Here is a 24857-nt window from a genome sequence, read left to right as displayed (position 1 = left end):
CGATAGGCCGGTCTGGCCCAATTGTCGCCGGCGGCCTGTTCGGTTAGGCCAAGTCTGTCTGGGCTTGTGGCAAGAACGGGAGGGAATGGCGAAGCGATGATCGGTCTTGCGACTTTGGCGATTGGATATGTCCTGTCGCAATTCTACCGGTCGTTTCTGGCTGTCCTGACCCCGGCGTTGACGACCGAACTCGGTGCCACCAAGGCTGAGCTTTCGATGGCGTCGGGTGCGTGGTTCGTTGTTTTTGCCCTGATGCAGTTCGTGGTGGGCGTGTCGCTCGACCGCTATGGCCCACGCCGCACGGCAGCTTTTTTGCTGACGGTTTGTGGCGGGGGTGGCGCGCTGATGTTTGCACTCGCGCCGACGCCTGGCACAATCATTCTTGCCATGGCACTCAACGGGGCAGGGTGCTCTGCCGTCTTGATGGCCTCCGTGTTCATCTTCGCAAAATCCTTTTCGGCGGGACGCCTTACCATCCTCATTTCCTGGCTGGTCGCCTTCGGGACGCTCGGCAATGTTGTGGGATCTGCGCCGATGGCTGCGGCGGCAGAAGCTTTTGGCTGGCGAAGCGTGATGGGCGGGCTGGCTTTTTTCACGATTCTCACCGGCATCGCCATTCATCTGCTTGTTCGGGATCCTGCCCCGGCAGGAGAAACTGGACAGGAAACCGGTTCGGGGTTCAAGGGATATCGCGAGCTCCTCAGCCTTCGCGTGCTCTGGCCAATCCTTCCTTTGACTGCCTTGAACTATGCGCCCGCCGCAGGCATTCGCGGGCTTTGGGCCGGGCCCTATCTTTCCGAGGTCTATAGCGCGGATGCGCTGATGATCGGGAAGGCCACGCTTTTCATGGCGCTGGCGATGTCGGCCGGCAGTTTTGTCTACGGCCCGCTGGACGTTTTTTTTCGCACACGGAAATGGGTGGCCGTGGGCGGCAACCTCATCGGGCTCTTGGCGATCCTGTTCCTGGCTATCAGCCCGGTCACGTCTATTGTCACAACCACGACCATCTTTGTGGTCATCGGCCTGTGTGGCGCGAGCTATGGCCTGTTGATGGCGCATGGCCGAGCGTTTGTTCCAGCCCATCTGACGGGGCGCGGCGTGACACTTTTGAACTTCTTTTCAGTGGGCGGCGCCGGGGTGATGCAGTTTCTCACCGGTGGCGTTGTGTCAGTATCCACCGTGCCTGGCGATCCGGTAGCAGCGTACCAGACCCTGTTCGTTTTCTATGCGGCGCTGATTGCTCTTTCACTGGCGATATACCTGGCCTGCAAAGATGCTCCGCCCGAGATCGAGCGGAGGCATGGCGGCTGAGGTCAGGTTTTGGCGGATGCGCGTTTTTCCGTTTTCTTACGTGGTCCCAGGGAACGCTTGTTCCAGCCAGTCAGGCGATACATGACAAAAAAGATCAAGGACGATGGGAAGAGCCGCAGAAATTTAAGCGGCCAGACCAGCCGCTTTGGGAAGGTGATTTCGTACCCGCCCTTTTGAAGGCCTCTATCGATGCGGCGGGCAGCCTCCGACGCGGTCAAAAGTGCCGGCATAGAGAAATTTGTCTTCCTGGTGAGCGGCGTGGCAACAAAGCCCGGATTGATGATTTGAGTCCGGATGTTGAGCTTCTCGAAATCGTAGCGCAAACCTTCGACGAGATTGTTGAGCGCGGCTTTTGTCGACCCATAAGCGGCAGCGGACGGCATTCCGAAGAAAGAGGTGACAGAGCCCATGACCGCGATGTGGCCGAAGCCGCGGTCACGCATCCGGTCGGACACCGGAATCAAGCCGTTCAGTGTGCCAAAAACATTGATCTGGTAGCTGCGAACAAAGTTGGTGGTTTCAAGCCGGTCACCCCGCACCGGCAAATATGTTCCTGCATTGAAGACTGCCAGCGTGATAGGTCCGAGATTTTTTTCGATTTGCGCAACGGTGCGCTCCATCCCTGCTTCGTTCATCACGTCGCAGGGGAAAACGAATATTCGCCCTTCGAGATCTTCTGCTTCACGGGTGATGGAGGAAAGACCATCTTCGGCGCGGGCAGTGGCGGCGACAGTGTATCCCTGGCCGGCAAGACGCACCGCAAGCGCCCGTCCGATGCCGGTGCTGGCGCCGGTGATCCATGCTACTCCATCCTTTGGATTGGCCCGGTAAAGCGCCATCCCAATCCCCTCCAATTTTGGGGCAGGTTTATCGGGCGTGGCGCATGTTGAAAAGCGCCTTGTGGACAGTACACACGGAAATCGTTTCTGCAGGCATACAATAAGCGACAGCTTTGCGTGCTTTTGCGCTGTGGCGCAAAATCGCACCTTGCAACGCCGCTATGGGCTTTCTAACCTCCGCAAAAATCGAAAGAGGATGCCATGAAAAACTCGGTTGTGGACGCCATTGGCAATACCCCACTGATCCGCCTCAAGCGGGCCTCCGAAGAAACGGGATGCGAGATTTTCGGCAAGGCCGAGTTCATGAACCCGGGCCAATCGGTCAAGGACCGGGCCGGGCTTTTTATCATCCGCGATGCAGAGAAACGGGGGCTTTTGAAGCCAGGCGGCGTCATTGTGGAAGGCACTGCGGGCAACACCGGCATCGGCCTGACAGTGGTGGCCAAGGCGCTGGGTTATCGCACCGTGATTGTTATTCCCGAGACCCAGAGCCAGGAAAAGAAAGATGCCTTGCGGGTGCTGGGAGCTGAACTGATCGAGGTTCCGGCTGTCCCCTACAAGAACCCGAACAATTATGTGAAGGTTTCCGGCCGCCTTGCCGAGCAGCTCGCAAAATCGGAGCAGAGCGGTGCCATCTGGGCCAATCAGTTCGACAATGTCGCCAATAGGGAAGGCCATGTGCGCACAACCGCTGCGGAAATCTGGGAGCAGACGGGAGGAAAGATCGACGGTTTCGTTTCGGCTGTCGGCACAGGGGGAACCCTGGCTGGAGTGGCAGAGGGCCTGCGCGGCAAAAGCAGAGATGTGAAGGTGGCACTGGCCGATCCGATGGGGGCGGCCCTTTTCAGCTATTACACTGCGGGTGAACTGAAATCCGAGGGCACGTCGATCACCGAAGGTATAGGGCAAGGGCGTATCACGGCCAATCTGGATGGCTTTGCGCCCGATTTCTCTTTCCAGATCCCCGACGACGAGGCGCTGCCGATCGTCTTTGATCTGGTGCAGGAGGAGGGGCTGTGTCTTGGCGGCTCGACCGGGATCAATATCGCCGGCGCCATCCGGCTTGCGCGGGAACTGGGGCCGGGGCATCGCATTGTGACGATCCTCTGTGACTACGGAACGCGCTACCAGTCCAAGCTCTTCAATCCATCATTCCTGCGCGAAAAGGGGCTGCCTGTACCCGGCTGGATGGATCAATCTCCGGAGATCGACGTTCCGTTCGAGGAGGTTGCCTGATGGCGCAGACGGAAGCGCTTTTTCGAGATGATGCCTATATGCGCGAAGGCGCGGCGCGCGTCATCGGGATCAATGATCGCGGCGGAATCGTTCTGGACCGCACGATGTTTTACGCCACGTCTGGCGGGCAGCCGGGCGACACCGGACGCTTTGTCCGCGAGGATGGCTCGATTATCCAGATCGCTGCCACGGTGACGGGGGAGACCAAGGATGAGATCATCCATGTGCCCGTTGCGGAGCAGGTTTTACCCGAGATGGGCGAGACTTTGCAGCTAACGATCGACTGGGATCGCCGCTTCAAGCTGATGCGTATGCACACGGCCTGTCACCTTCTGAGCGTGATCTGTCCTTTTCCGATCACCGGGGCTTCGGTGAATGAGGCCGATTCACGGGTAGACTTTGATCTCCCCGATGCAAGCGTCACCAAGGAGGATGTCAGCGCCAGGCTGATGGAGCTGGTGAACGGGGGACATCCTGTCTTCACCCGCTGGATCAGTGAGGAGGAGCTTGATGCCAATCCCGGTCTTGTGAAATCGAAGAATGTGCGACCGCCGCGGGGGGCTGGGCGCATCAGGCTTGTCTGTATCGGCGATGAGGCGAGCGTCGACAGCCAGCCATGCGGCGGCACGCATGTTGCGAACACGGCCGAAGTCGGGGAAATCCATATCGGGAAGATCGAGAAAAAGGGGCGGGAGAACCGCCGCTTCCGCATTCGTTTTGGCCCTCCGCCAGCAAACTGATATCGCGAGGATCCCATGAGTGAAACAAGCCGATTTACCGTTTCGTCCGAATGGCTGGAGAACCGACTGGATCAACCCGGTCTCTCCATTGTCGATGCCTCCTGGTATCTGCCGGCGCAAGGGAGAGATGCGAAGGCGGAGTACGAGGCAGCCCACATCCCAGGGGCGGTGTTTTTCGATCAGGACGCGGTTGTGGATGCCGGTTCTGATTTGCCGCATACGCTGCCAGATGCCGCAACCTTTCAGCGGCATGTGAGCGCCATGGGGATCTCCAAAACCGACACCATCGTGGTCTATGACGGGCCGGGCCTGTTTTCTGCGCCGCGTGTGTGGTGGATGTTCCGGGTCATGGGCGCGCAAGATGTGCGGGTTCTCGATGGCGGCCTGGACGGCTGGCGGGCCGAGGAGCGTGTGCTGACCAACGAGCCAACCAAGATCGCTCCCTCCGTTTTCAACGCTGCGCTGGATGAAACGCGTGTCGCCGACATCGATGCTGTACGGAAGGCTGTTGAAGACGGATCAGCGCAGATCGCCGATGCGCGTCCCGCGAGACGCTTTACAGGTGAAGATCCGGAGCCGCGTCCTGGCATGCGTTCGGGCCACATGCCAGGAGCACGCAATGTGCCGGCTTCGGCTCTTGCGCGCGACGGCAGGCTTCTTGCACCGCCGGATTTGCGGGCGCTGTTTGAACAGGCGGGCATCGATCTAAATCGACCTGTGGTGACATCCTGTGGTTCCGGGGTGACTGCGGCGGTGATCACGCTGGCGCTGGAAACGCTGGGGCACACGGACAATCAGCTTTATGACGGATCCTGGAGTGAGTGGGGTGGCCGTGAAGACACACAAGTTGTGACCGGGAAGGAAGGCTGAAAGACAGGCAACAGCACGTTCATCCTGAATTCAGACGTCTTGCACAAAGATCGCCAGAACGGACGAACCTGTTTCCTGAAAGGAGCTTTCCATGTTGAATCGCCGTCAGATGCTTGGGACCGTCATTGCAGCGGCCTTTTTGCCGAGTGCGGCCATGGCACAATCCACCATGCCTTCGGCATCTCGCATTCAGCGGAGCCTGGAGGCAGCTCCAACGAGGCGCGTACGCCCGCAGGACCGTGTGACTGTGCGCGAACTGAAACGCCGGCCCGACCTGCGCCGTCGTGCGCCTTCCATCGATATTCAGGCGATCAATTTCGGCTTTGATTCGGCTGAGATCCCTTACTCCCAGTTTCGCAAGGTGGAAGAGATCGCCAATGCCCTGCATCAGCTGCGTCGCCGGCGGCCGGGAACCATTGTGCTTCTGGAAGGGCACACGGATGCGGTCGGGTCTTTCGGCTACAACCAGCAACTCTCCGAGCGCCGTGCTGCTTCACTGAGGCGCGTATTGGTGCGCGAGTTCGGTGTGCCCGCGCGTATGCTGGAGACAGTTGGTTATGGCGAGGAATTTCTTTTGGTGCCCACACCCAATGAGAACTGGCGCAACCGGCGCGTGACCCTGCGCCGCATCGACGACTTCCTGCGCTGACAAGAGGACGCTGACAGGCGGATTTGGCTGGATTCGGGTGGAAGTGGATAATCCGGCAGGCAAACTGGTCCCTTCATTATTGAAGGAGACCAGTTATGGGACTGATCAAATTTGTGGCCATGACGAGCGATGAAGCGAACGCCTTTCGCAATGGCGCACCCGATGCTTATGGGATGAAGCCCGAACGAAGATTATCGGACGGCAGTGGTGTTCCATGCCGCCATTGCCTTCGTTCGGTACCTGAGGGAAAACCCTATCTTGTCCTGGCGTACCGGCCATTTCCGCAGACCCAGCCCTATGCCGAGACGGGGCCGATTTTTCTGTGTGCGGACGAATGCGAACGGGCACCGGACAGCGATGTCATGCCCGAACTGTTTCGCGCCCGCACGGAATGGCTTGTGCGCGGTTACGGTCATGACGATCGTATTGTCTATGGCACGGGGGCAGTGACGCCGAAACAGGATATTTGTACGCGGGCACACGAACTCCTGCAGCGTGAAGATATTGCCTATCTTCACATGCGTTCTGCGCAATACAACTGCTATCAGGTGCGCATAGACCGGGCCTGACCGCCTTTACCTCGAGCAACGAACAAAAAAGCCCGCCGTTTCCGGCGGGCAACGTTGGAGGCAGAGTGTTTATTTTCAGGCGGCGAGCGCGGATTTCGGCTCGGCCATTTCGTAGCCCAACGCTTCGGCAACGGCCTGGTTTGTGATGCGGCCCTTGTGGACGTTCAGGCCATTGCGCAGGTTCTGATCGTCGACGAGTGCCTTAAGGCCCTTGTCGGCAAGCTGCAGACCATAGTGCAGTGTGGCGTTGTTCAAGGCATGTGCCGAGGTAACGGGCACGGCGCCCGGCATGTTTGCCACGCAATAGTGAATGATGCCGTCGACCTCATAGGTGGGGTCAGAATGGGTGGTGGCATGCGAGGTTTCGAAGCAACCGCCCTGATCGATCGCGACATCGACCAGCACGGCGCCCTTCTTCATGCCCGAAAGCATCTCGCGGGTGACCAACTTGGGCGCTGCAGCGCCAGGAATGAGCACGGCGCCGACAATGACATCGGAAGAGAAGCATTCTTCTTCCAACGCCTCAACGGTGGAGTAGCGCGTGTGGACGCGGCCATTGAAGATGTCGTCCAGCTTGCGCAGGCGGGGAATGGAACGATCGATGATCGTCACATCGGCACCGAGGCCAACGGCCATCTTGGCCGCATTGAGACCCACCACGCCGCCGCCGATGATGGCGACCTTGCCGGGAAGAACGCCCGGAACGCCACCAAGGAGCACGCCCCGTCCGCCATTGGCCTTTTGAAGGGCGGTGGCACCAGCCTGTATCGCAAGACGGCCCGCCACTTCCGACATGGGAGCAAGCAGGGGGAGGCCGCCGCGCGTGTCGGTCACGGTTTCGTAGGCAATCGCAGTGACGCCGGCATCGACAAGACCTCGGGTCTGATCCGGGTCAGGCGCGAGGTGAAGATAGGTGTAGAGGATCTGGTCTTCGCGCAGCTGTACCCATTCGGCGGGCTGCGGCTCCTTGACCTTGACGATCATGTCCGACTTGGCGAAGACCTCCTCCGCCGACCGGGCAATGATGGCGCCGGCCCCACGATAGGCATTGTCATCGGCACCGATGCCCGCACCCGCACCGGTTTCCACCAGCACCTCGTGCCCGTGCGCCACATATTCGCGTACCGAACCGGGCGTCAGGCCGACACGGTATTCGTGATTCTTGATCTCTTTCGGGCAGCCGACGCGCATGGGCGTTTCCTCCGGGCTTAGCAGCGATTTTTCTGGCTCAATGGATGAGACCACAAAAACGGCCGAACGTCTTTGCGAAGTTATTTGCGCTGCGGCTGGTTTTTCGTTATTTCTTGCGTAAAATCGCGAGAACTTGGGAGGAATTTCGAAGAATGGCTCTTGATAGGATTGATATCGCCATTTTGGAAGTTCTGCAGAAGGATGGGCGAATATCCAATTCCGCGCTTGCGGAACAGGTGGGCCTGTCGCAGTCAGCCTGTTCGCGCCGCCTCGACAATCTGGAAAAGAGCGGCGTCATCAAAGGATACCATGCCCGGCTTTCAAATGCAGCCCTTGGCCATGGCGTCACCGTCATTGTTCATATCTCGCTTTCGGGACAGTTTGAACGCACACTCAGCGAGTTTGAGGCGGCAGTGCAGCGCTGTCCGAATGTGGTGTCCTGCCATCTCATGTCGGGTGAGTATGATTATATCCTGCGGATTGCGGCGCGTGACCTGCAGGATTACGAACGGATTCACAAAGAGTGGCTGACCGGTATGCCCCATGTGATCAAGATCAATTCCGCTTTCGCGTTGCGCGAGGTGGTGGACAGGACCGGTATGGGGTTGAAACCGCAGATGGCCTGACGGCGGGGGCAATCAGCCGGCAACAACAATGTGGTCCATTGGAATGTCGTGGGGCTGCGGGTAGATCGTCGGCACTTCGGCTAGGGCGTAGCCGATGCCGATGAGAAGCGGCCGTTTCGGCAAGACGGCGATGGTTCGATCATAAAACCCGCCACCATAGCCCAGTCGGTAGCTGGAAGCATCGAAACCCACCAGCGGGGAAATGATGATGTCGGGAATGACCGTCTTGTCGACTGACGGAACGGGAATGTTCCAGACCCCGCGTTCAAGCCTGTCTCCCGGGCGATAGGGGCGGAAGAGGAGGGGTGCGGCTTTCCGTATGACGACCGGCAAGGCTGGCGTGGCGCCGCGGTTATCGAGGGTGGCGAGCCATGGGCGCAGGTTCGGTTCGCCCCGAAACGGCCAGTAGAGGCCAAGGACGCGGCCTGAAGGATCTCCGATCAGAGCGTCGAGCTTTTGCGCAATGACGCCCGCAAGGCGCGCGCGCTCGGCGGCGGGGATGGCTAGGCGCTCAGTGATCAGGCGCTCGCGTGTGGCCCTGCGCCAGCGGCGAACCTCCGGCCAAACCTCCTCATGGGATGAACCGGCTCCGTCGGCCAGCTCGTGCATGAAGCAGGGTGGAGAGGCATAGGTCATTTTACGTTCGTTTGCTTCATCGTTCATCGCATCTCTCCCCATCGTTCAAAGCGGTCAGCCTTGAGGAGGCTGCATCGGCTGCTGCTGCAATCCTGTCCTGGACACGACAGACGACCGTCATGGAGCGGCCTGGACCCGTGTCACGCCGGCGTCACGAGATTTTGCTGGAAGTCTCAACGCGACGGCGCAATCATGCTCCTTCGCCGGTTCTTTTCAAAGGCCCAGGAGAGACGATCATGATGTCCGCATACGCCTCCATGTCCCGCCGTTCGTTCCTGGCGGGCTCTGCTGCCGCAGGTTCCATGGTGCTGATGCACCCTTTTTCCGCCAAAGCTTCGGTGAACCAGGCGCATCTGCGCATCACGGAGACCACCGATCTGCATGTGCATGTCTTTCCCTATGATTATTACGCGGACAAGCCGAATGACACGATGGGGCTCGCCCGCACCGCATCGATCATTGACGCAATCCGCGCCGAGGCGACGAACTCGATCCTTGTCGACAATGGCGACTTCCTCCAGGGCAACCCGATGGGGGATTACATCGCCTATGAGCGCGGCATGCGCGAGGGAGACATTCACCCGGTGATCAAGGGCATGAACACGCTGGGCTATGATTGCTCCACGCTTGGCAATCACGAGTTCAATTACGGGCTCGATTTCATGTTCAAGGTGCTTGCGGGCGCCAATTTTCCCTTTGTCTGTGCTAATCTGACCAAGGGACAGCTTGCCGCAAATGGACGCGATGATGACCTGTTCCTGAAACCCTATGTCATCCTTGACCGGACAGTGAAGGACGGCAGCGGGGCGGAGCATCCCATTCGTGTCGGCCTGATCGGCTTTGTTCCGCCGCAGATCATGAACTGGGATTCCAAACATCTGACCGGCAAGGCGATGACGCGCGACATCATTCGCGCGGCGGAGGCCTGGGTGCCGCAGATGCGCGAGGAGGGCGCCGACATCGTGGTGGCGCTGTCTCATTCCGGTATCGGTCCGGCGCAATATGAGGAAAACCTCGAAAATGCGTCTTTGTTGCTTGCGGGCGTTGAGGGCATCGATGCGATCGTGACCGGTCACAGCCATCTCGACTTTCCCGGTCCGAAGTTCGAGGGGATCGAAGGCGTGGACAATGCGAAGGGCACGATCGCAGGCAAGCCGGCCGTGATGGGCGGTTTCTGGGGCTCGCATCTGGGTCTCATCGACCTGCTTCTGGAAAGGGACGGGCAGAGCTGGGTGGTCGTGAATGCGACCTCCGAGGCGCGCCCGATTTTCAAGCGGGTGGAACGCCAGACCGAGCCGCTCGTCGAGAGCAAGGCGGAGGTCGAGGAAGCGGTCCGCGACGACCACGAGGCAACCCTTAAATATGTGCGCACGGCTGTGGGCAAGACGTCTGCGCCGCTGCATTCCTATTTCGCGCTGGTGGCCGACGATCCCTCCGTGCAGATCGTGAGTCAGGCACAGACCTGGTACATCACCGACATGCTGAAGGATGGCGAGTACAAGGATCTGCCGGTCCTGTCGGCGGCAGCGCCCTTCAAGGCGGGTGGTCGCGGCGGCCCCGACTATTATACGGACGTGCCGGCCGGCGATATGGCCATCAAGAATGTGGCCGATCTCTATCTGTATCCAAACACGGTTCAGGCCGTTCTGGTGACCGGGGCGGATGTGAAGGAATGGCTGGAAATGTCCGCTGGAATTTTCAACCAGGTGAAACCGGGCAAGGCAGACCAACCGTTGCTCGACCCATCCTTCCCCTCCTACAATTTTGATGTGATCGACGGTGTGACCTATCGGATCGACCTGTCGCAGCCGCCCAAATATTCATCCAAGGGCGAGCTTCTCAACGCGGAATCAAGCCGTATCGTTGACTTGCAATTCAATGGCCAACCCATTGACCTGGCTCAGAAGTTCATTGTGGCGACGAACAATTATCGTGGCGGTGGAGGGGGAAACTTCCCCGGTATCGGCCCAGACAAAGTGATCTTTGCCGCGCCCGATACGAACCGTGATGTAATCGTGCGCTATATTGTCGAGCAGGGGACGATCAACCCCACGGCCGATGCCAACTGGGCATTCAAACCATTGCCGGACACATCGGTCCTGTTCGAAACGGGACCGAAAGGAGCGGAATTCGCTTCCAGCGTCGAGGGGGTTTCGATTGAACCCGCGGGCGAGGGGCAGGAGGGTTTCGCCCTCTATCGCATTACGCTTTGGCGATAAAATCTGGTGGGCCGGGCCGTAAGCTCGGCCTTTTTTGTATAAGAAACAGTTCTTTGCTGAAGGGTGTTGAGATTCTGATTCCGCTCCAGCGACATGGCGATGCATTGACATTCGTATGGTACGGCGCGATCTGCGGGCACAATTTCAGGAGGCAGGCCCGTGATTCGACACATCGTTTTCTTCAGCGCCAAGGATGAGGCTGACGTAATGCGGATTGCCGAGGGCCTTGGCATGCTGGCTGACATTCCGCATTCGGATTTTTTTGAGGTTGGTCTCAACCGCAAGGTCGATCAGATCGGCACTGAGGTGGATGTCATCGTTTATGCGGAGTTCCGTGACGAAGCTGCACTCGCCGCGTACAAGGCTCATCCGACCTACCAGGCATGTACTGCAAAGGTACGGCCTCTTCGGGAGATGCGCATGGCTGCGGATTTCGTTTCCAGTAAATCCGGCAGACCGGCATAGTCAGCCAGCATTCCTGACGGATTTATACGCGTCGAGCGCACGTTCGCGGGCAGTTTTGTGATCAACCATCGGGCGTGGATAGGTTTGACCTAGTTCTACATCAGCCTTCTCAAGAGCGCTTTGGGGGGCTTTCCAAGGCTGATGCAGGTGTTTGTCCGGGAGTGGGGCCAGTTCGGGCACGTATCGGCGGACGTAATTTCCATTCGGATCAAATTTCTCGCCCTGAAGGACGGGATTGAAGATGCGGAAGAACGGTGCGGCATCGGCACCGGATCCAGCCACCCATTGCCAGTTGGCCGGGTTGGAGGCGGGGTCGGCATCAACCAGTGTGTCCCAGAACCATTCCTCGCCCTCACGCCAATGGATGCCCAGATGTTTCACGAGGAATGAGGCGACGACCATCCGCGCGCGATTGTGCATCCAGCCGGTCTCCCAGAGCTGACGCATGGCCGCATCGACGACGGGGTAACCCGTCTCGCCGCGCTGCCAGCTTTGCAACGCATCGTGATCCTTGCGCCAGGGGAACGCGTCGAAATCGCGATTGTAGTTTTCCGTTGCAAGGCTCGGGTTGTGGAACAAAAGGTGCCAACAGAACTCGCGCCAGCCGATTTCCTTGCGAAACGTTTGCAGATCCTCTTCGTCGATGTCGCTTTCACCGTCCAATGCCTGCCAGATCTGGAATGGGGTGATTTCACCATGCGCGAGATGCGGTGAGAGGCCCGAGGTGCCAGGCACGGCCATGAGATCGCGGCGGGATTTGTAGTTTTCGCCGGTTCCATCCACGAAGTCTGCCAGTCTTTCGCGCGCGCCCCTCTCGCCTGGTGTCCAGCTTTCCTGCAGGCCTGTCGACCAGTCGGGTTTCTGCGGGAGGAGATTCCAGCCGTCCAGCGTGTCACCCTGCAGATGGCCCTCATAGTGCTTGACCTGTACCGGTGGATCGGCAGGCGGGCGCGGGTGGATGGTGTCCCTCATCGCACGCCAGAAAGGCGTGAAAACCCGGTAGGGTCCCCCCGAACCGGTCTTCAAGCGCCATGGCTCGTGAAGCAGGTGGCCGGAGAAGCTGTCCGTTTCAATCCCGCGCTCTCTGAAAACGGACTTCATCCGGGTGTCGGATGCGATGCCCGCGGGGTCATAGCGCCGGTTCCAGAAAACGGTTCCTGCACCGGTCTCCTGGGCCAGCGATGTGGCTGTCTCCACCATGGGGCCTCTACGAAGAACCAGATTCAATCCGGGCTTTTCAAGCGCTTCTTTCAGCGCTGTCAGGCTGTGGTGCAGCCACCAGCGCCGTGCGCCGCCCAACGGTCGGGCGCCTTCGCTTTGCTCATCGAGAATAAACGCTGCGGCAACGGGATGACCCGACTCAGCGGCGGCACAGAGAGCGAGATTGTCGCCCACGCGCAAATCGTGCCGGAACAGAAGTAGGACCGGGCGCTCATCATCGACGGGCATGTGATCTCCCATGCGCAAGAGGATCAATCATCGTTTGTGGCGTTGAGCTGCTCGGGCCGCAAGCCCTCGCCGCCGCCTTCTTCCGTTTTTAGCAACCCGCGTGAAAGAGCCCATGTTCTGAGTGCCGTGAGAAGAGCTTGCTCACGGGTCATGCCCGCTCCCTCCATGGCACTGAAACGGTCCAGGGCCGCAACGATGTCGTTTGGAAGCGCGCGCGTTAAGTTGGCCAGCGATGCGCGTGGCGCTGTCTTTGTGAACTGTTTCATCATTCCCGCCCGAATTTGGTGTGTTGATCTACAATCGGCACGATCAAAAAATGTTCCACCGCTCTCTGCTGGCTCACGCATCTGTGTTTGCGATGGAGGAAGGTTTGCGCCCAACCGTGGGAACAGCTTGTCGGTTTAGGGCTCGATATGCTTCCAGAACGGGGAGGATTCGTGCAACAGCTTCCAGTCTTCGATGGTTGCAGGCCAATCATACACGCTGCGTGTCTCGCAAGCCCCCCACAGCCGGCCAATGGCGCGTTGAGCCGACGGGTCATTGATGGAGGAGAGGGGGGGCTTGCTGAGAACGAGTTCAGTCACAGCCGCATCGTTCAAACTCCCAAACATCGTTTGCAATGTTTTCAACCGGCTGGATATTCGCTTTACGCTGGCGGGGGTGTAGAGCGGACCGAGAAACTCTATGGCATAGCGGAGCTTTTTCAGCGCCTTGCGTAGCCCGTGTTTCTGGTCTGTGGTGAAACTCTCGATCCCTTCTGCACGTGCAAAGAGGTGATTCCACCGCTTGCTCAGCTTTTCGTCTGCCAGATCCTTAAGCTTTCGGTCGGGTTTCGACGGAGCGTGAAGACCTGTCTGGATCAACTCGGAGAGACCAAGCAAAAAGACGTTCACGCGTTCCGCCGAGAGGGTATGCCGAAGATCGGCCCGGACATCGCGAGTGTGCCGTTCAAGGGTGCTCAAAACGAGGTTCGCGCCGGGTTCCTGGTGAATGTCTGCATAGAATGGGCGGGCAATATCGTTCAAAACGACGTCAAGATCGCGCAAGCGCCCAATTTCGTGACCCAACCAGCGCGCCTCATTGGCGAACTGGTCGGCGATGGGACGCCCGATCACCCGGTCGAAGAGCGAAAGCGCACTGCGCAGCCTCCGTAGGCCTATGCGCAATTGGTGCGGGCCCTCGACATCCTCGGACTGCCGGACAGCCTCGATGTTTGCTGAAATCTGCGCCAGACATTCCTGCAATATGTCTTGCGCGGCTTCGCCAACACCGCTCTTGCGGGTGATCGGAACGCGCAGGGCCTTGCGGGGCGAGGCCGGGGGCTCGATATAGCCGTTTTCGGCCAGGAGCACACTGCGTGCCGCCTTTGAATAGCGGGAGAATCGCAAGGCGCCATCCGGAAGTATCATGCGCGCGCTCCGGTAGAGACCAGCCGGCTGCCCGTCGATCAGTTCGATTTCGAGCTCGTGAAGAGGAGCGCTGCGCCCTGCTGCCTTCACGGCGCCGCTGTCGAGCGCGATTTCTGCCCTTGTGCCGTCCTCGAGATGGAGGTCGACCTGCGTACGGCGTATGCTGGTTTCGGCAACTGTCTGGAGTTGCACGTTCTCAACGAGCTTTATGATATGGTCTCGGACCTTCCGATTGTCGATTGCATCGACCGAAACCACGCCGTCAGGAACCACGCCCTCGATTTCGGTGACCCTGGACAGCCCACCTTTGATGGACCCGTTGAGCTTGACCGTCTGCACCCACTGCGTGCCGGTACACCTCAGGCGCAGCGTAATCCCGTTGTTGCGCAGCACACCATCCGGCGTGTCAAAATAAAAGCTGCGCAGGTGCCGCGTGCCGCGCATCCTTCGTATGGCAGGGGGCAATTGCTCTATGCGCGCGAGCGTGGTGGGCACTTGCTGCTTTTCCAGCAAAAGCTTCAACTCGATTTCGGGCAAGAAGAATCCCCGCACAAATGAGCAGACGAGAGGGCTTGGCTACAGTTCATCCTAGACCGGATCGATGGGTGAAGAAACATTCTCGCATAGCAAGCCGTTCTCAACCGCATGAGATTTGTGGGGAGGGCGACAAGATCCGCTGGGACAAACCGCTCAGACAAGGTGCGGAATCCAGGGCTAATACAATCGTGCCCAAAGGCGACTGCGCTATAACGAATTGTCCAAAGAAAAGTGGCTCCCCGGGCCGGATTCGAACCAGCGACCAACCGGTTAACAGCCGGTTGCTCTACCACTGAGCTACCGGGGAATGCCTGTGCTCGTGCGAGTGAGCGTGCCTATAGCAAACCAAATTCAGCTTTGCAAAGCGCCAATTGTGATTTTCGCGGATTTTTTCCGGTCGCCCCTCCCAATCAAGGATTTCGCAACGCATATGGAAGGTCCGGTATTGGTATGGACGAGATTGATTGGCCGCCAAAGGGCGATGGAACAACGTATGGATCAGCAAAACAATGATACCGAGGCAGCGCGGAACGGACGCCCTTCGGTTTCTCTCATGGGGAAAAGGATTCCCATTCCCCGTTCGCGGCTCGCCCGAATCGGAGGAGGCTGCATGCTGGTGGTACTGGGCCTGTTCGGCTTTTTGCCTGTGCTTGGCTTTTGGATGATCCCACTTGGATTGCTGATACTCTCCTACGACATCGCATTCGTGCGTCGCCAAAGACGCAAAGTGACCGTTTGGTGGAACAGGCGCAGTCAACGCAGCCAAGGGCAACACAGCGCGCGCGATTCATGACCAGGTTCCTGAAGTGGAACCGCGCTGACTCTGCGTTTATTTTAGCAGCAATCACATTTGCCCGCTTGACGAGGAATTGGACGCAACCTATTGAACAGCCCGTTGCCGCTTGCGGCATGGCCTCGTGGCGGAGTGGTTACGCAGAGGACTGCAAATCCTTGCACCCCGGTTCGATTCCGGGCGAGGCCTCCAAATTCTCTTTCTACCCAGCGCAAGTGAAACGTTAGGCGTCGGTCGTTTCCGTTCGCGCCGGCTCCATTGTGCTGACTTTGCGGGGCGCACAAGACGAATCACGCCGTCGGCGTTTATTTGCGGCTCCAGCATTTGATATGCACTTCCGAAAGCCTGCAGCCCTCATATTGCTTCTCGATCACCCAGCGACCACGGCTTACGGTGAAGGAGGACCAGTAGTAGCCTTTGAAGAGAAACCCGAGGTTTAGCAGCTGGGCCATCGGACGCATCTCCTTCGACGCTTCAATCCGAGCATCAAGCTTGTACCGGCAGTAGAACGGACCATTTTTGGTCGACAGACACTGGTCCAGATCGAGCGCGTGTATCTTCAGCTTCGCATCTTTAAGAATCAGGGCATTGGCAAGCTGCAGGCGAAATTGAAGATTTCGATATTCTGCGGCTTCGATCTGCAGGGCGCTTGGACCGCGCAGCAGATCGATCCTGCCTGCATCTGCGTAGCGCTCCTCCTGCGGGTCAGGAGGGGCTTTCGCGGGCTCCCAGGGGATGACGGCGTAATCTTCGTGGAGCGTGCCTGGCTCAACGGAGACATGAAGTTTGGCCAGACTGCCTGCCGCTCGTCGGCCGGCGATATAGAAAGGGAACTTGGCGGAAACCATATCGCGCGGGCAGTGCTTGCCGCCTGGTCGAGCCCGGGGACGGAAAAAACCATCCTTGGGATGGATGCAGAATGAATAGGGGCCTCGGGTAAGCCGATATTGCCCGCCGGCTCGGAAATCGGGATTAAACGGAACGGCGCCCAGCCGTCCCTTCTTGTCTATATAAGCCACCAGAACCGACATCCTTTCCATTTTCGGCGCTTCGCGCTTCCAGCATTTGCGCGATGTCAGTTGCGTCCATCCGCCGACGGCCCGGTAAGGTGAATTCAAGGAGGATTCCGCGTGAGCAACGAAAACCGTCTGCTCGCCCGAATTGCAGACCTCCAGATTCAGGGCGAAAGCAGGAGTAATCAGCATCAGCTGAAACAGGAATGCAAAGGGGAAATATGCTTTCATCATGTCTTGCCCGCCGGTTTCTTGATCGAAAACGGTGCCGGATATTGCCCCGAACGCAACTCATGAATTCGACTTACCGGGATACCCCTGCCGGTCACATACGGGGCGTTCTTTTCTGCACCCGACGCACTCCAGGGTGCGCTGCCGCCCTTGAAACCATGTGCCCCGTGGAAGGTGACGGACTGTCAATAGGAGCGACGTTTCAGGCCGTCGAACCGAGTGATAGGATTTCTCAAACAGAATGCTTGCTGCGAAGGATGCTGCCATGAGCTGGAATCCTGCTCTCACGCCGGGATGTCCTGATGATATCGAGGCCGATTCCATTGAAACGCTGATCATTCCACGGGCGCGCGATATCGGCGGGTTCGAGGTGCGGCGGGCGCTGCCTGCGCCGCGGCGACAGATGGTGGGGCCGTTCATTTTCTTCGACCAGGCGGGGCCTGCGGAATTTCTGACCGGTCAGGGGATTGATGTTCGGCCGCACCCGCATATCGGATTGGCCACGGTGACCTATCTGTTTCGTGGCGATTTCCATCATCGCGACAGCATCGGCTCGGATCAGGTCATTCACCCCGGCGCGCTGAACTGGATGGTTGCCGGGCGAGGCGTTTCCCACTCGGAGCGTACAAGTGCCGCATCAAGGCAGGGGCCGCACAGTCTTTTTGGCATTCAGACCTGGGTGGCATTGCCTGAGGCAATGGAAGACGCGTCCCCCGTTTTTGAACATCACGGCAAAGAGACACTTCCTCAAATCAGCGATGATGGCGTGCGCTTGCGGCTCATTCTGGGACGCGCCTACGGCGAAACGGCGCCGGCGACCGTCTATAGCGATATGTTCTACGCTGATGTGACGCTGGAGGCAGGTGCGCGCTTTCCACTGCCGGACGACCATGAGGATCGCGGCATCTATGTCACCGAAGGTGAAATATCTGTCGCCGGGCAGGTCTTCGAGGCAGGGCGCATGATGGTTTTCCGCCCCGGCGATGCCATTACGGTGGGGGCTGGAGCGAATGGCGCGCGTTTGATGGTTCTCGGCGGCGCCACGATGAGTGGGCCGCGTTATATCTGGTGGAACTTCGTGGCGTCCTCGCAGGAGAGGATAGAAGCGGCCAAGAACGACTGGCGCAATGCAAAATGGGGCGCAGGGCTTTTTGACCTACCCCATGGTGACGACCAGGAATTCGTACCGCTTCCTGGTTGAGCGTTTGAGCAGCGCATGGCCGTGTCTGCTTCCGGTCAGACCCGTTCGCGCCCCTATGGCGATTGGCATTTCTGTCCGTGTCAGTGGTCCACGACTGGCTGCCCTAGAGCGATTGACAGGGGCGGCGGCAGCCGTTAGCAAACCCTTCAAATCGTTGTTTTCGCCAAAGCGGGAAACCTCTTCATTCGATCGTGCGAAAACGGGCTTCGGGAACAGACGCATGACAATCGATTTCTCCCAACAGCGCGCCAATATGGTGGAAGGGCAGCTGCGTACGTCCGATGTGACGAGCAGCGCACTTCTTGAAGCGATGGGTGAGATTCCACGCGAGGCCTTCGTGCCGGGACGTAAGAAGGCGCTCGCCTATATCGACGAGGACATTGAAATCGCTTCGGCTGCCGAAGGAAACGGTGCGCGCTACCTGATGGAGCCCGCAGCTTTCGGCAAGCTGGTTCAGCTCGCCGACGTTCAGTCCAGTGATGTGGTTCTCGATGTGGGGTCGGGTACCGGATATTCCGCAGCCGTGCTGTCGCGTCTCGCCAGTTTTGTTGTTGCGCTGGAGAGTGACGAAGGGCTTTCGGGAATGGCGACAGAGGCGCTCAACGAGCTGGGTTGCGTCAATGTTGCGGTTGTAGGCGGCGCCTTGCAGGGCGGATATGCAGATGATGCACCGTATGATGTGATCATTGTCGGTGGTGCCGTGGACCGCGTGCCGCAAACCCTTCTGGATCAATTGCGCGACGGTGGACGTCTCGTCGCAGTGATCGGGGAAGGCAATGCGGCACAGGCACATCTGTTCGTGAAGGACGACGGCATCGTTTCAAGCCGGCCAGCCTTCAACCTCTCAGTGAGGCCGCTGCCCGGATTTCAAGAAGAGCCGGCATTCATTTTTTGAGGTGAGACTTGTTGCTTTCATGCAACGGAATTGATCAAGGGATTGATGTAACATCTTTTTAAAGAGCGCCTGATTTGGGGGTGGGGGACATGGCGTTGCAATTGTCTCCCGGGCGTGGTCGCCGGTCGAAAGACCGGAACACATAGTCGGGGTGGTGGTGTCCTGAAAGACGCGGCTGCCGATAACAGTCCGAGGTTGACAGATCGTGCCTTTTTACCGTCGTTTCCTTATCCCCCTAGTGGCCTCCTCTGCGTTGATTGCAACGCCAGTCACCGTTTCCGCCGAGACCATCCTGGGTGCCCTGGCGAAGGCTTACGAGAACAACTCTACCCTCAATGCGGAACGCGCAGGCGTTCGAATCACGGATGAAGATGTGGCGATCGCGAAGTCCGGCATGCGGCCACGAGTCCAGGGCACCGCTTCGCTCGCACTGACCCACAATGATGGCACCGACATTCGCACCGGCGAATTTGGTATTTCGCTTACGCAGCCGATCTTCGACGGTTTTCAGACACGAAACAATGTTGAGGCTGCCGAGGCTTCGGTTCGGGCGGCCAATGAGGCGTTGAGGAATCAGGAACTCGACACGCTCTTCAACGCTGCCAGCGCGTATATGGACGTGATTCGTGATCGCCAGATCGCGGCGTTAAGGGCACAGAATCTGGAATTTCTGGAGGAGCAGGTCCGTTCGGCACGCTCGCGTTTCGACGTGGGCGAGGGGACGAGAACCGACGTTGCGCAGGCGCAGGCGCGTCGGCAGGCGGCTCTGGCGCAGCTCAGTGCGGCTCGCGCAGCCGTAACCTCCAGTTCGGCCGTTTATCGTCAGCTTATCGGCGATGCGCCCGACAATCTGAAAGCGGCAGGCCCTCTGACCAATTTGCTTCCCAAAAATCTGGATAGTGCCCTCGCACTCGGTCTTGCGGAGCACCCGGTCATCAAAGCGCGTCAACATCAGATCGACACCGCCTCTTTCCGTGTAAAGTCTTCCGAGGGCGCTTTCCTGCCGCAGCTTTCGGGGTCCGTGGGGCTGTCTCACAGCTATCAGGATACCTCACCGGGCCTTTCGAGCGACGGATCGAGAGACAGTGCGCGTATCGGGCTTAATCTTACCGTCCCGATCTATCAGGGTGGACAGGCTTCCGCTCAGGTGCGCAAAAACAAGGAAACGCTCGGTCAGGCGCGCATCAATCTCGATGTGAGCCGGGATCAGGTTCGCGCGGCCGTGGTTTCGGCATGGAGCCAGTATCAGGCTGCGCGCGAATCGCTCGCGGCCAACCGTGAATTGGTGCAGGCTGCCCAACTGGCGCTCAATGGTGTGATCGAAGAGCGTAATGTGGGGCAACGCACCACGCTCGATGTCTTGAATGCGCAAGCGGATGTGATTGACGCAAAGATCAATCAAGTCAGTGCGGAGCGTGACATCGTGGTTGCCAGTTACGCAATTCTCTCGGCAACGGGCCGGCTCTCAGCCAGCCGGCTTGGTCTTCAGGTCAGCCAGTATCGTCCTGAAGAGCATTACCAGGCCGTCAAGGACAAGTGGTACGGTCTGCGTACCCCGGATGGTCGCTGAGGGCGACCTGTTCCGCCCCTGACGTGGCGCGCCTCTTTCGAAACGCGCCTCTTTCGAAAATTGAGTTTTGATGAATGCCGGACTTCGTTGAGTCCGGCATTCTTGTGTGCAACCTGAAACTGCGTGGGCGCGGGGATTCTCATAAGGCTGACCGTGCGTTACGCTTCTTCATATGATTCGACCGCCTGTTCCGGCGCCCGGATGGACTTGAGATCGCGGGTCCGCGCAGGCAGGTGAGGCGGACGCAGCTGGAGGCGGCAGGTTTGACGATGTCACAGGGTTTTGGGGCGCAGAAGATGGAAGCTGCAGTCGAGGCGCTGACTTCCAACGGGAGTCAACGTGAGCCCTCCATGGAGGAAATACTCGCCTCGATCCGTCGCATCATTGAGGACAATGACGCCCCCTCAGCAAAATCATCCGAGAAAGCGGGCCCTGAGGCCATTGCTGCGAACGAGGCTGTAGCGCAGCGGAACGAGGCGGCTTCCCCGGATCAGGTCTCGAGCCGGCAGCCGAACCAGGAAAGCGAGGAAGCTTCATCCATTCAGCCGCCAAGACCTGACGAAACGCCGAGCGCCGACATGTCGGGTGACGTTGAAACCTTCAAGTCGGAGTTGCGAGAGACGTCAGATCCTGAAGTAGCCTCTGATGCTGAGGTGCCGGGAGCGCATGTCGCTGGTTCATCCTCATCGTTTGCCTCCACAATTGATCGCGGGCTGATGCAACGGATCGCCGAGGTTGATGCAGTACAGAGTGCACCGGGTTCTGTTGAGAGTGCTGGTCGTGTCGAGAATAAGCTCCATGACGATGAGCCCCGCCTACCGGCTGCCGCCGAGCGGACCGAGGAAGCGAAACAGGGCATCCTTTCGGAATATACCGGGCGTAAGGTGGCTGCCGCATTCGGCGAGTTGAATGAAGCCTTTGAAGCCAGCAGGCGGCGCAATTTCGATCAGATGGCCGAAGAAATGCTGAGGCCCATGTTGCAGGACTGGCTCGACAACAATCTGCCAACCATTGTCGAGCGTCTTGTGCGCGAGGAGATCGAACGGATCGCGCGTGGCGGGTAGGCTGCGCCCTCTGCCGGTTGACTTGACCTGACCCTTCGGCTTTACACCGTTCTGTGAAGAGACCAGATTGCTGGTTTGCCGCTTTGTCGCCTTCTTCGGGGTGGCGGAGCGATCAATTGTTGATTCCACGCAGTTCCGGAGGGGCCGTTTGCATGTTCCCGGGATTGCTCTAGCGCGGAAACCCTCATGCTTGAAAAGACTTACGACGCGGCAAGCGTCGAGCCGAAAATCGCCGCTCGCTGGGAAGAGACCGATGCCTTCAAGGCGGGAGCCGGCGCGGAAGCGGGCGCGGACTCCTTTACCATCGTCATTCCACCCCCCAATGTGACCGGCTCACTGCATATGGGGCATGCACTCAACAACACGCTTCAGGACATCATGGTGCGTTTCGAGCGCATGCGCGGCAAGGACGTTCTGTGGCAACCGGGCATGGACCATGCGGGGATTGCCACGCAGATGGTTGTCGAGCGTCAGCTCATGGAGAAACAGCAGCATCGCCGCGACATGGGCCGCGAAAAATTCATCGACAAGGTCTGGGAATGGAAGGCCGAGTCCGGTGGCGCGATCATGAACCAGCTGAAACGGTTGGGGGCTTCCTGCGACTGGTCGCGTGAACGCTTCACCATGGACGAGGGGCTTTCGAAGGCCGTGGTGGAGGTTTTCGTTTCGCTCTACAAGCAGGAACTGATCTATAAGGACAAGCGTCTGGTCAACTGGGACCCGAAGCTTCTGACGGCAATCTCGGATCTCGAGGTCGAGCAGATCGAGACCAATGGCAATCTTTGGCATTTCCGCTACCCGCTGGCTGACGGGCTGACCTATGAACATCCCTACAAGCTGGATGAAGATGGCAACCGGGTGACCTGGCGGCCGTCGGACGGCCAGCCGGATGGCTATGAGACGCGTGACTATGTGGTGGTCGCCACGACCCGTCCGGAAACCATGCTGGGCGATTCCGGCGTGGCGGTGCATCCTGACGATCCGCGCTACAAGGAACTGGTCGGAAAGAATGTGCTCCTGCCGCTGGTTGGCCGGCGCATCCCGATCGTGGCCGACGATTATCCGGATCCGGAAGCAGGCACCGGCGCGGTGAAAATGACACCTGCGCACGATTTCAACGATTTTGAGGTCGGCAAGCGCCATGATCTGGCACAGATCAACATCATGGCGACCGATGCCACGATAGCCCTCAAGGCTAATGAAGCCTTTCTCGAAGGGTTGGAAGGCGCGGATGCGCCGCTTGCTCGCACGATCGCCGAACTCGATGGTGTCGATCGCTTCAAGGCGCGCGAGAAGATTGTCGCCATGATGGATGAGGCGGGGCTTCTGGAGAAGGTGGAGCCCCACAAGCATATGGTGCCGCACGGCGACCGCGGCGGCGTGCCGATTGAACCCTTCCTCACCGACCAGTGGTATGTGGACGCAAAGACCTTGGCGAAAACGGCGATCGCGTCCGTGCGCGAAGGCCGCACGAAATTCGTGCCCAAGACTTGGGAAAAGACCTATTTCGAGTGGATGGAAAACATTCAGCCATGGTGTGTTTCCCGCCAGCTTTGGTGGGGGCATCAGATTCCGGCGTGGTACGGCCCGGATGGGCAGGTCTTCGTCGAGAAGGACGAAGAAACCGCGCTTGAGGCTGCAATCCAGCACTATATTTCGCACGAAGGGCCGTGGAAGGCCTGGGTTGAAGAGAAGCTTGAGAATTTCAAGCCAGGCGAGATCCTGACCCGGGACGAGGATGTGCTCGACACATGGTTTTCCTCAGCTCTGTGGCCATTTTCAACGCTGGGATGGCCGGACAAGACGCCTGAGCTTGCACGTTATTACCCGACCTCGGTTCTGGTGACGGGCTTCGACATTATCTTCTTCTGGGTCGCCCGGATGATGATGATGGGCATGCATTTCATGGAGAAGGAGCCGTTCCACACGGTCTATGTCCACGCGCTGGTCCGGGACAAGAACGGCGCCAAAATGTCGAAGTCGAAAGGCAATGTCATCGATCCGCTCGAGCTGATCGACGAGTATGGTGCCGATGCCCTGCGCTTCACGCTGGCCATCATGGCAGCGCAAGGCCGCGACGTGAAACTGGACCCGGCGCGTGTGGCTGGTTACCGCAATTTCGGCACCAAGCTCTGGAATGCAACGCGTTTTGCCGAAATGAACGGGGTCAAGCGTGACGAGAATTTCCGTCCTGGGGATGCGAAGCTCGCCATAAACCGCTGGATTCTGACCGAGCTGACGCGGGCTGCCAGGGGAATTACCGAGAGCATCGAGACATATCGCTTCAACGAGGCGGCGGGGACGGCTTACCGGTTCGTCTGGAGCCTTTTCTGCGACTGGTATCTGGAACTTCTGAAACCTGTCTTTGCGGGGGATGATGAGGCGGCGAAGGCGGAGGCCCGCGCGTGTGCGGCCTATGTGCTTGAGGAAACCTACAAGCTTCTGCATCCAATGATGCCGTTCATGACCGAGGAGCTCTGGGCGCATACAGGAGGAGACGCTGGCCGGGATAGCGTTCTGGCGCTAACCCGCTGGCCGGCCCCAGACTTTGAGGATGAGGATGCGGCCGCCGATATCAACTGGCTCGTCGAGCTGGTGTCCGGCATACGCTCTGTGCGCGCCGAAATGAACGTGCCGCCGTCTGCGACGGCGCCTCTGGTGGCTGTTGATGCCGATGAGGCAACGCGGGCGCGTGTTGCCCGGCACGACCCGGCCATTCGACGCCTTGCGCGGGTCGGAGAGCTTGGTTTTGCGGGAGAAGCACCGAAGGGATCAGCGCAGATCGTGCTCGGCGACACCACGTTCTGCCTGCCGCTTGGTGACCTGATCGACCTGTCGGCGGAAGCTGCGCGGCTGGAAAAGGAAATCACCAAAACCTCCGCGGAAATGCAGCGGCTGGAAAAGAAGCTGGGCAATGAGAAATTCGTTGCGAATGCGCCGCAGGAGATCGTTGCGGCCGAGCGCGAGAAACTGGCGGAATTCGCCGATGCGAAGGCACGTCTCGAAGTGGCGCTTGCCCGTGTGAACGAAGCGGGCTGACGACAGGGGTCTGGGACCAAGATCAGAGGGTCACAAGCCGCGCTCAACCTGCAAGGTGGGCGCGGCTTTCTCATTGGGCTGATGATTCGTGATCGGATGGCGACGACGCGTGTCGGAGACGTTCCGCGCGACCGGTTTGTGACGTTTTCACGAAATCTCTGACAGGTGTTGCTATTGTGCAACTTGCTTCAAATTCGCGTTTGCTTTGGAGCGAAATGTGTCGATTTGAGGGGAATTTTAAGGCCATGGCGGCTTTGCTGAGCCTGACAGAGCACGTTGCTCCGCCAATATCCGATAGAGGTATT

At 58.9% G+C, this 24857-nt stretch carries 22 protein-coding genes and 2 tRNA genes; 16 read left to right on the top strand and 8 right to left on the bottom strand.

Going from position 1 to position 24857, the window contains the following annotated elements:
• Positions 1-96 precede the first annotated feature (96 nt).
• Positions 97-1311 carry an MFS transporter gene (locus AC2CHD_RS03790; RefSeq protein ID WP_484552628.1) on the top strand — a complete coding sequence of 405 codons (1215 nt, stop codon included), beginning with the start codon at positions 97-99 and terminating at the stop codon, positions 1309-1311.
• Between the two features lie 2 nt (positions 1312-1313).
• On the opposite strand, the gene AC2CHD_RS03785 is transcribed toward AC2CHD_RS03790, so the two are convergent.
• Positions 1314-2150, bottom strand: coding sequence for an SDR family NAD(P)-dependent oxidoreductase (locus AC2CHD_RS03785; protein ID WP_484552627.1), 837 nt, complete (start codon positions 2148-2150; stop codon positions 1314-1316).
• Between the two features lie 201 nt (positions 2151-2351).
• Between AC2CHD_RS03785 and AC2CHD_RS03780 the strand changes: the two genes are divergently transcribed.
• The 5 genes from AC2CHD_RS03780 to AC2CHD_RS03760 all read left to right on the top strand — a co-directional run bounded on the left by AC2CHD_RS03780 (position 2352) and on the right by AC2CHD_RS03760 (position 6214).
• The gene (locus tag AC2CHD_RS03780) at positions 2352-3386 is read left to right on the top strand and encodes a cysteine synthase A (RefSeq protein ID WP_229449013.1); all 1035 of its coding nucleotides are present in this window, start codon (positions 2352-2354) and stop codon (positions 3384-3386) included.
• Entirely contained in the window at positions 3386-4126 is a 741-nt protein-coding gene (locus AC2CHD_RS03775) for an alanyl-tRNA editing protein (RefSeq protein ID WP_484552626.1), read from the top strand. Before AC2CHD_RS03780 ends, AC2CHD_RS03775 begins: the two co-directional genes overlap by 1 nt.
• A gap of 15 nt (positions 4127-4141) precedes the next feature.
• Positions 4142-4996, top strand: coding sequence for a 3-mercaptopyruvate sulfurtransferase (gene sseA / locus AC2CHD_RS03770; protein WP_484552625.1), 855 nt, complete (start codon positions 4142-4144; stop codon positions 4994-4996).
• A 91-nt stretch (positions 4997-5087) separates the two neighbouring features.
• On the top strand, positions 5088-5645 hold the full coding sequence (locus AC2CHD_RS03765) for an OmpA family protein (RefSeq protein ID WP_229449015.1): 558 nt from the start codon (positions 5088-5090) through the stop codon (positions 5643-5645).
• A 95-nt stretch (positions 5646-5740) separates the two neighbouring features.
• A complete protein-coding gene (locus tag AC2CHD_RS03760) occupies positions 5741-6214 on the top strand; it encodes a DUF1203 domain-containing protein (protein ID WP_484552624.1) in 474 nt (157 codons plus the stop codon).
• Between the two features lie 75 nt (positions 6215-6289).
• Here AC2CHD_RS03760 and ald read toward each other — a convergent pair whose 3' ends face one another.
• Positions 6290-7405 carry an alanine dehydrogenase gene (gene ald, locus AC2CHD_RS03755; RefSeq protein ID WP_484552623.1) on the bottom strand — a complete coding sequence of 372 codons (1116 nt, stop codon included), beginning with the start codon at positions 7403-7405 and terminating at the stop codon, positions 6290-6292.
• Between the two features lie 152 nt (positions 7406-7557).
• On the opposite strand from ald, the gene AC2CHD_RS03750 reads away from it, so the two are divergent.
• Positions 7558-8031 carry an Lrp/AsnC family transcriptional regulator gene (locus AC2CHD_RS03750; protein ID WP_229449018.1) on the top strand — a complete coding sequence of 158 codons (474 nt, stop codon included), beginning with the start codon at positions 7558-7560 and terminating at the stop codon, positions 8029-8031.
• 12 nt (positions 8032-8043) lie between these two features.
• On the opposite strand, the gene AC2CHD_RS03745 is transcribed toward AC2CHD_RS03750, so the two are convergent.
• Positions 8044-8694: a 5-formyltetrahydrofolate cyclo-ligase gene (locus AC2CHD_RS03745; RefSeq protein ID WP_484552622.1), complete on the bottom strand. Its 651-nt coding sequence runs from the start codon at positions 8692-8694 to the stop codon at positions 8044-8046.
• Between the two features lie 212 nt (positions 8695-8906).
• On the opposite strand from AC2CHD_RS03745, the gene AC2CHD_RS03740 reads away from it, so the two are divergent.
• On the top strand, positions 8907-10886 hold the full coding sequence (locus AC2CHD_RS03740) for a bifunctional 2',3'-cyclic-nucleotide 2'-phosphodiesterase/3'-nucleotidase (protein WP_484553207.1): 1980 nt from the start codon (positions 8907-8909) through the stop codon (positions 10884-10886).
• Positions 10887-11045: 159 nt separating this feature from the next.
• On the top strand, positions 11046-11351 hold the full coding sequence (locus AC2CHD_RS03735) for a Dabb family protein (RefSeq protein ID WP_484552621.1): 306 nt from the start codon (positions 11046-11048) through the stop codon (positions 11349-11351).
• Here the strand turns inward: AC2CHD_RS03735 and AC2CHD_RS03730 are convergent, their stop codons facing one another.
• The 4 genes from AC2CHD_RS03730 to AC2CHD_RS03715 form a co-directional block, all read right to left on the bottom strand.
• Complete coding sequence (locus AC2CHD_RS03730) at positions 11352-12800, bottom strand: cryptochrome/photolyase family protein (RefSeq protein ID WP_484552620.1); 1449 nt, start codon at positions 12798-12800, stop codon at positions 11352-11354.
• 23 nt (positions 12801-12823) lie between these two features.
• Positions 12824-13147, bottom strand: a complete 324-nt coding sequence (locus tag AC2CHD_RS03725; RefSeq protein WP_484552619.1) for a hypothetical protein — start codon at positions 13145-13147, stop codon at positions 12824-12826.
• Between the two features lie 54 nt (positions 13148-13201).
• The gene (locus tag AC2CHD_RS03720) at positions 13202-14746 is read right to left on the bottom strand and encodes a CYTH and CHAD domain-containing protein (RefSeq protein ID WP_484552618.1); all 1545 of its coding nucleotides are present in this window, start codon (positions 14744-14746) and stop codon (positions 13202-13204) included.
• Between the two features lie 232 nt (positions 14747-14978).
• Positions 14979-15053: transfer RNA gene (locus tag AC2CHD_RS03715), tRNA-Asn, on the bottom strand.
• 186 nt (positions 15054-15239) lie between these two features.
• On the opposite strand from AC2CHD_RS03715, the gene AC2CHD_RS03710 reads away from it, so the two are divergent.
• Positions 15240-15539 carry a hypothetical protein gene (locus tag AC2CHD_RS03710; RefSeq protein WP_484553206.1) on the top strand — a complete coding sequence of 100 codons (300 nt, stop codon included), beginning with the start codon at positions 15240-15242 and terminating at the stop codon, positions 15537-15539.
• A gap of 118 nt (positions 15540-15657) precedes the next feature.
• Positions 15658-15731, top strand: a tRNA-Cys gene (locus AC2CHD_RS03705).
• A gap of 113 nt (positions 15732-15844) precedes the next feature.
• Here AC2CHD_RS03705 and AC2CHD_RS03700 read toward each other — a convergent pair.
• The gene (locus tag AC2CHD_RS03700; RefSeq protein WP_229449024.1) at positions 15845-16786 is read right to left on the bottom strand and encodes a hypothetical protein; all 942 of its coding nucleotides are present in this window, start codon (positions 16784-16786) and stop codon (positions 15845-15847) included.
• Positions 16787-17048: 262 nt separating this feature from the next.
• Here AC2CHD_RS03700 and AC2CHD_RS03695 point away from each other — a divergent pair, with 262 nt between their 5' ends.
• From AC2CHD_RS03695 to AC2CHD_RS03675, 5 genes are all read left to right on the top strand, one after another.
• Positions 17049-17984: a pirin family protein gene (locus AC2CHD_RS03695; RefSeq protein WP_484552617.1), complete on the top strand. Its 936-nt coding sequence runs from the start codon at positions 17049-17051 to the stop codon at positions 17982-17984.
• A gap of 220 nt (positions 17985-18204) precedes the next feature.
• Complete coding sequence (locus tag AC2CHD_RS03690) at positions 18205-18879, top strand: protein-L-isoaspartate O-methyltransferase family protein (RefSeq protein WP_484552616.1); 675 nt, start codon at positions 18205-18207, stop codon at positions 18877-18879.
• Positions 18880-19084: 205 nt separating this feature from the next.
• A complete protein-coding gene (locus tag AC2CHD_RS03685; RefSeq protein ID WP_484552615.1) occupies positions 19085-20449 on the top strand; it encodes a TolC family outer membrane protein in 1365 nt (454 codons plus the stop codon).
• A 269-nt stretch (positions 20450-20718) separates the two neighbouring features.
• Positions 20719-21513, top strand: a complete 795-nt coding sequence (locus AC2CHD_RS03680) for a PopZ family protein (RefSeq protein ID WP_484552614.1) — start codon at positions 20719-20721, stop codon at positions 21511-21513.
• A gap of 186 nt (positions 21514-21699) precedes the next feature.
• The gene (locus tag AC2CHD_RS03675) at positions 21700-24552 is read left to right on the top strand and encodes a valine--tRNA ligase (RefSeq protein WP_484552613.1); all 2853 of its coding nucleotides are present in this window, start codon (positions 21700-21702) and stop codon (positions 24550-24552) included.
• The last annotated feature ends 305 nt before the right edge of the window (positions 24553-24857 follow it).

This window comes from Nitratireductor sp. ATLC21, from assembly GCF_057196525.1.
This window is presented reverse-complemented; position numbering and strand designations above follow the sequence as displayed.

Excerpts from the sequence above, each read along its gene's own strand:
- AC2CHD_RS03790 (WP_484552628.1), top strand. The coding sequence starts at position 97 with ATGATCGGTCTTGCGACTTTGGCGATTGGATATGTCCTGTCGCAATTC.
- AC2CHD_RS03785 (WP_484552627.1), bottom strand. The coding sequence starts at position 2,150 with ATGGCGCTTTACCGGGCCAATCCAAAGGATGGAGTAGCATGGATCACC.
- AC2CHD_RS03780 (WP_229449013.1), top strand. The coding sequence starts at position 2,352 with ATGAAAAACTCGGTTGTGGACGCCATTGGCAATACCCCACTGATCCGC.
- AC2CHD_RS03775 (WP_484552626.1), top strand. The coding sequence starts at position 3,386 with ATGGCGCAGACGGAAGCGCTTTTTCGAGATGATGCCTATATGCGCGAA.
- sseA (WP_484552625.1), top strand. The coding sequence starts at position 4,142 with ATGAGTGAAACAAGCCGATTTACCGTTTCGTCCGAATGGCTGGAGAAC.
- AC2CHD_RS03765 (WP_229449015.1), top strand. The coding sequence starts at position 5,088 with ATGTTGAATCGCCGTCAGATGCTTGGGACCGTCATTGCAGCGGCCTTT.
- AC2CHD_RS03760 (WP_484552624.1), top strand. The coding sequence starts at position 5,741 with ATGGGACTGATCAAATTTGTGGCCATGACGAGCGATGAAGCGAACGCC.
- ald (WP_484552623.1), bottom strand. The coding sequence starts at position 7,405 with ATGCGCGTCGGCTGCCCGAAAGAGATCAAGAATCACGAATACCGTGTC.
- AC2CHD_RS03750 (WP_229449018.1), top strand. The coding sequence starts at position 7,558 with ATGGCTCTTGATAGGATTGATATCGCCATTTTGGAAGTTCTGCAGAAG.
- AC2CHD_RS03745 (WP_484552622.1), bottom strand. The coding sequence starts at position 8,694 with ATGAACGATGAAGCAAACGAACGTAAAATGACCTATGCCTCTCCACCC.
- AC2CHD_RS03740 (WP_484553207.1), top strand. The coding sequence starts at position 8,907 with ATGTCCGCATACGCCTCCATGTCCCGCCGTTCGTTCCTGGCGGGCTCT.
- AC2CHD_RS03730 (WP_484552620.1), bottom strand. The coding sequence starts at position 12,800 with ATGCCCGTCGATGATGAGCGCCCGGTCCTACTTCTGTTCCGGCACGAT.
- AC2CHD_RS03725 (WP_484552619.1), bottom strand. The coding sequence starts at position 13,147 with ATGCGTGAGCCAGCAGAGAGCGGTGGAACATTTTTTGATCGTGCCGAT.
- AC2CHD_RS03710 (WP_484553206.1), top strand. The coding sequence starts at position 15,240 with ATGGATCAGCAAAACAATGATACCGAGGCAGCGCGGAACGGACGCCCT.
- AC2CHD_RS03700 (WP_229449024.1), bottom strand. The coding sequence starts at position 16,786 with ATGATGAAAGCATATTTCCCCTTTGCATTCCTGTTTCAGCTGATGCTG.
- AC2CHD_RS03695 (WP_484552617.1), top strand. The coding sequence starts at position 17,049 with ATGAGCTGGAATCCTGCTCTCACGCCGGGATGTCCTGATGATATCGAG.
- AC2CHD_RS03690 (WP_484552616.1), top strand. The coding sequence starts at position 18,205 with ATGACAATCGATTTCTCCCAACAGCGCGCCAATATGGTGGAAGGGCAG.
- AC2CHD_RS03680 (WP_484552614.1), top strand. The coding sequence starts at position 20,719 with ATGTCACAGGGTTTTGGGGCGCAGAAGATGGAAGCTGCAGTCGAGGCG.
- AC2CHD_RS03675 (WP_484552613.1), top strand. The coding sequence starts at position 21,700 with ATGCTTGAAAAGACTTACGACGCGGCAAGCGTCGAGCCGAAAATCGCC.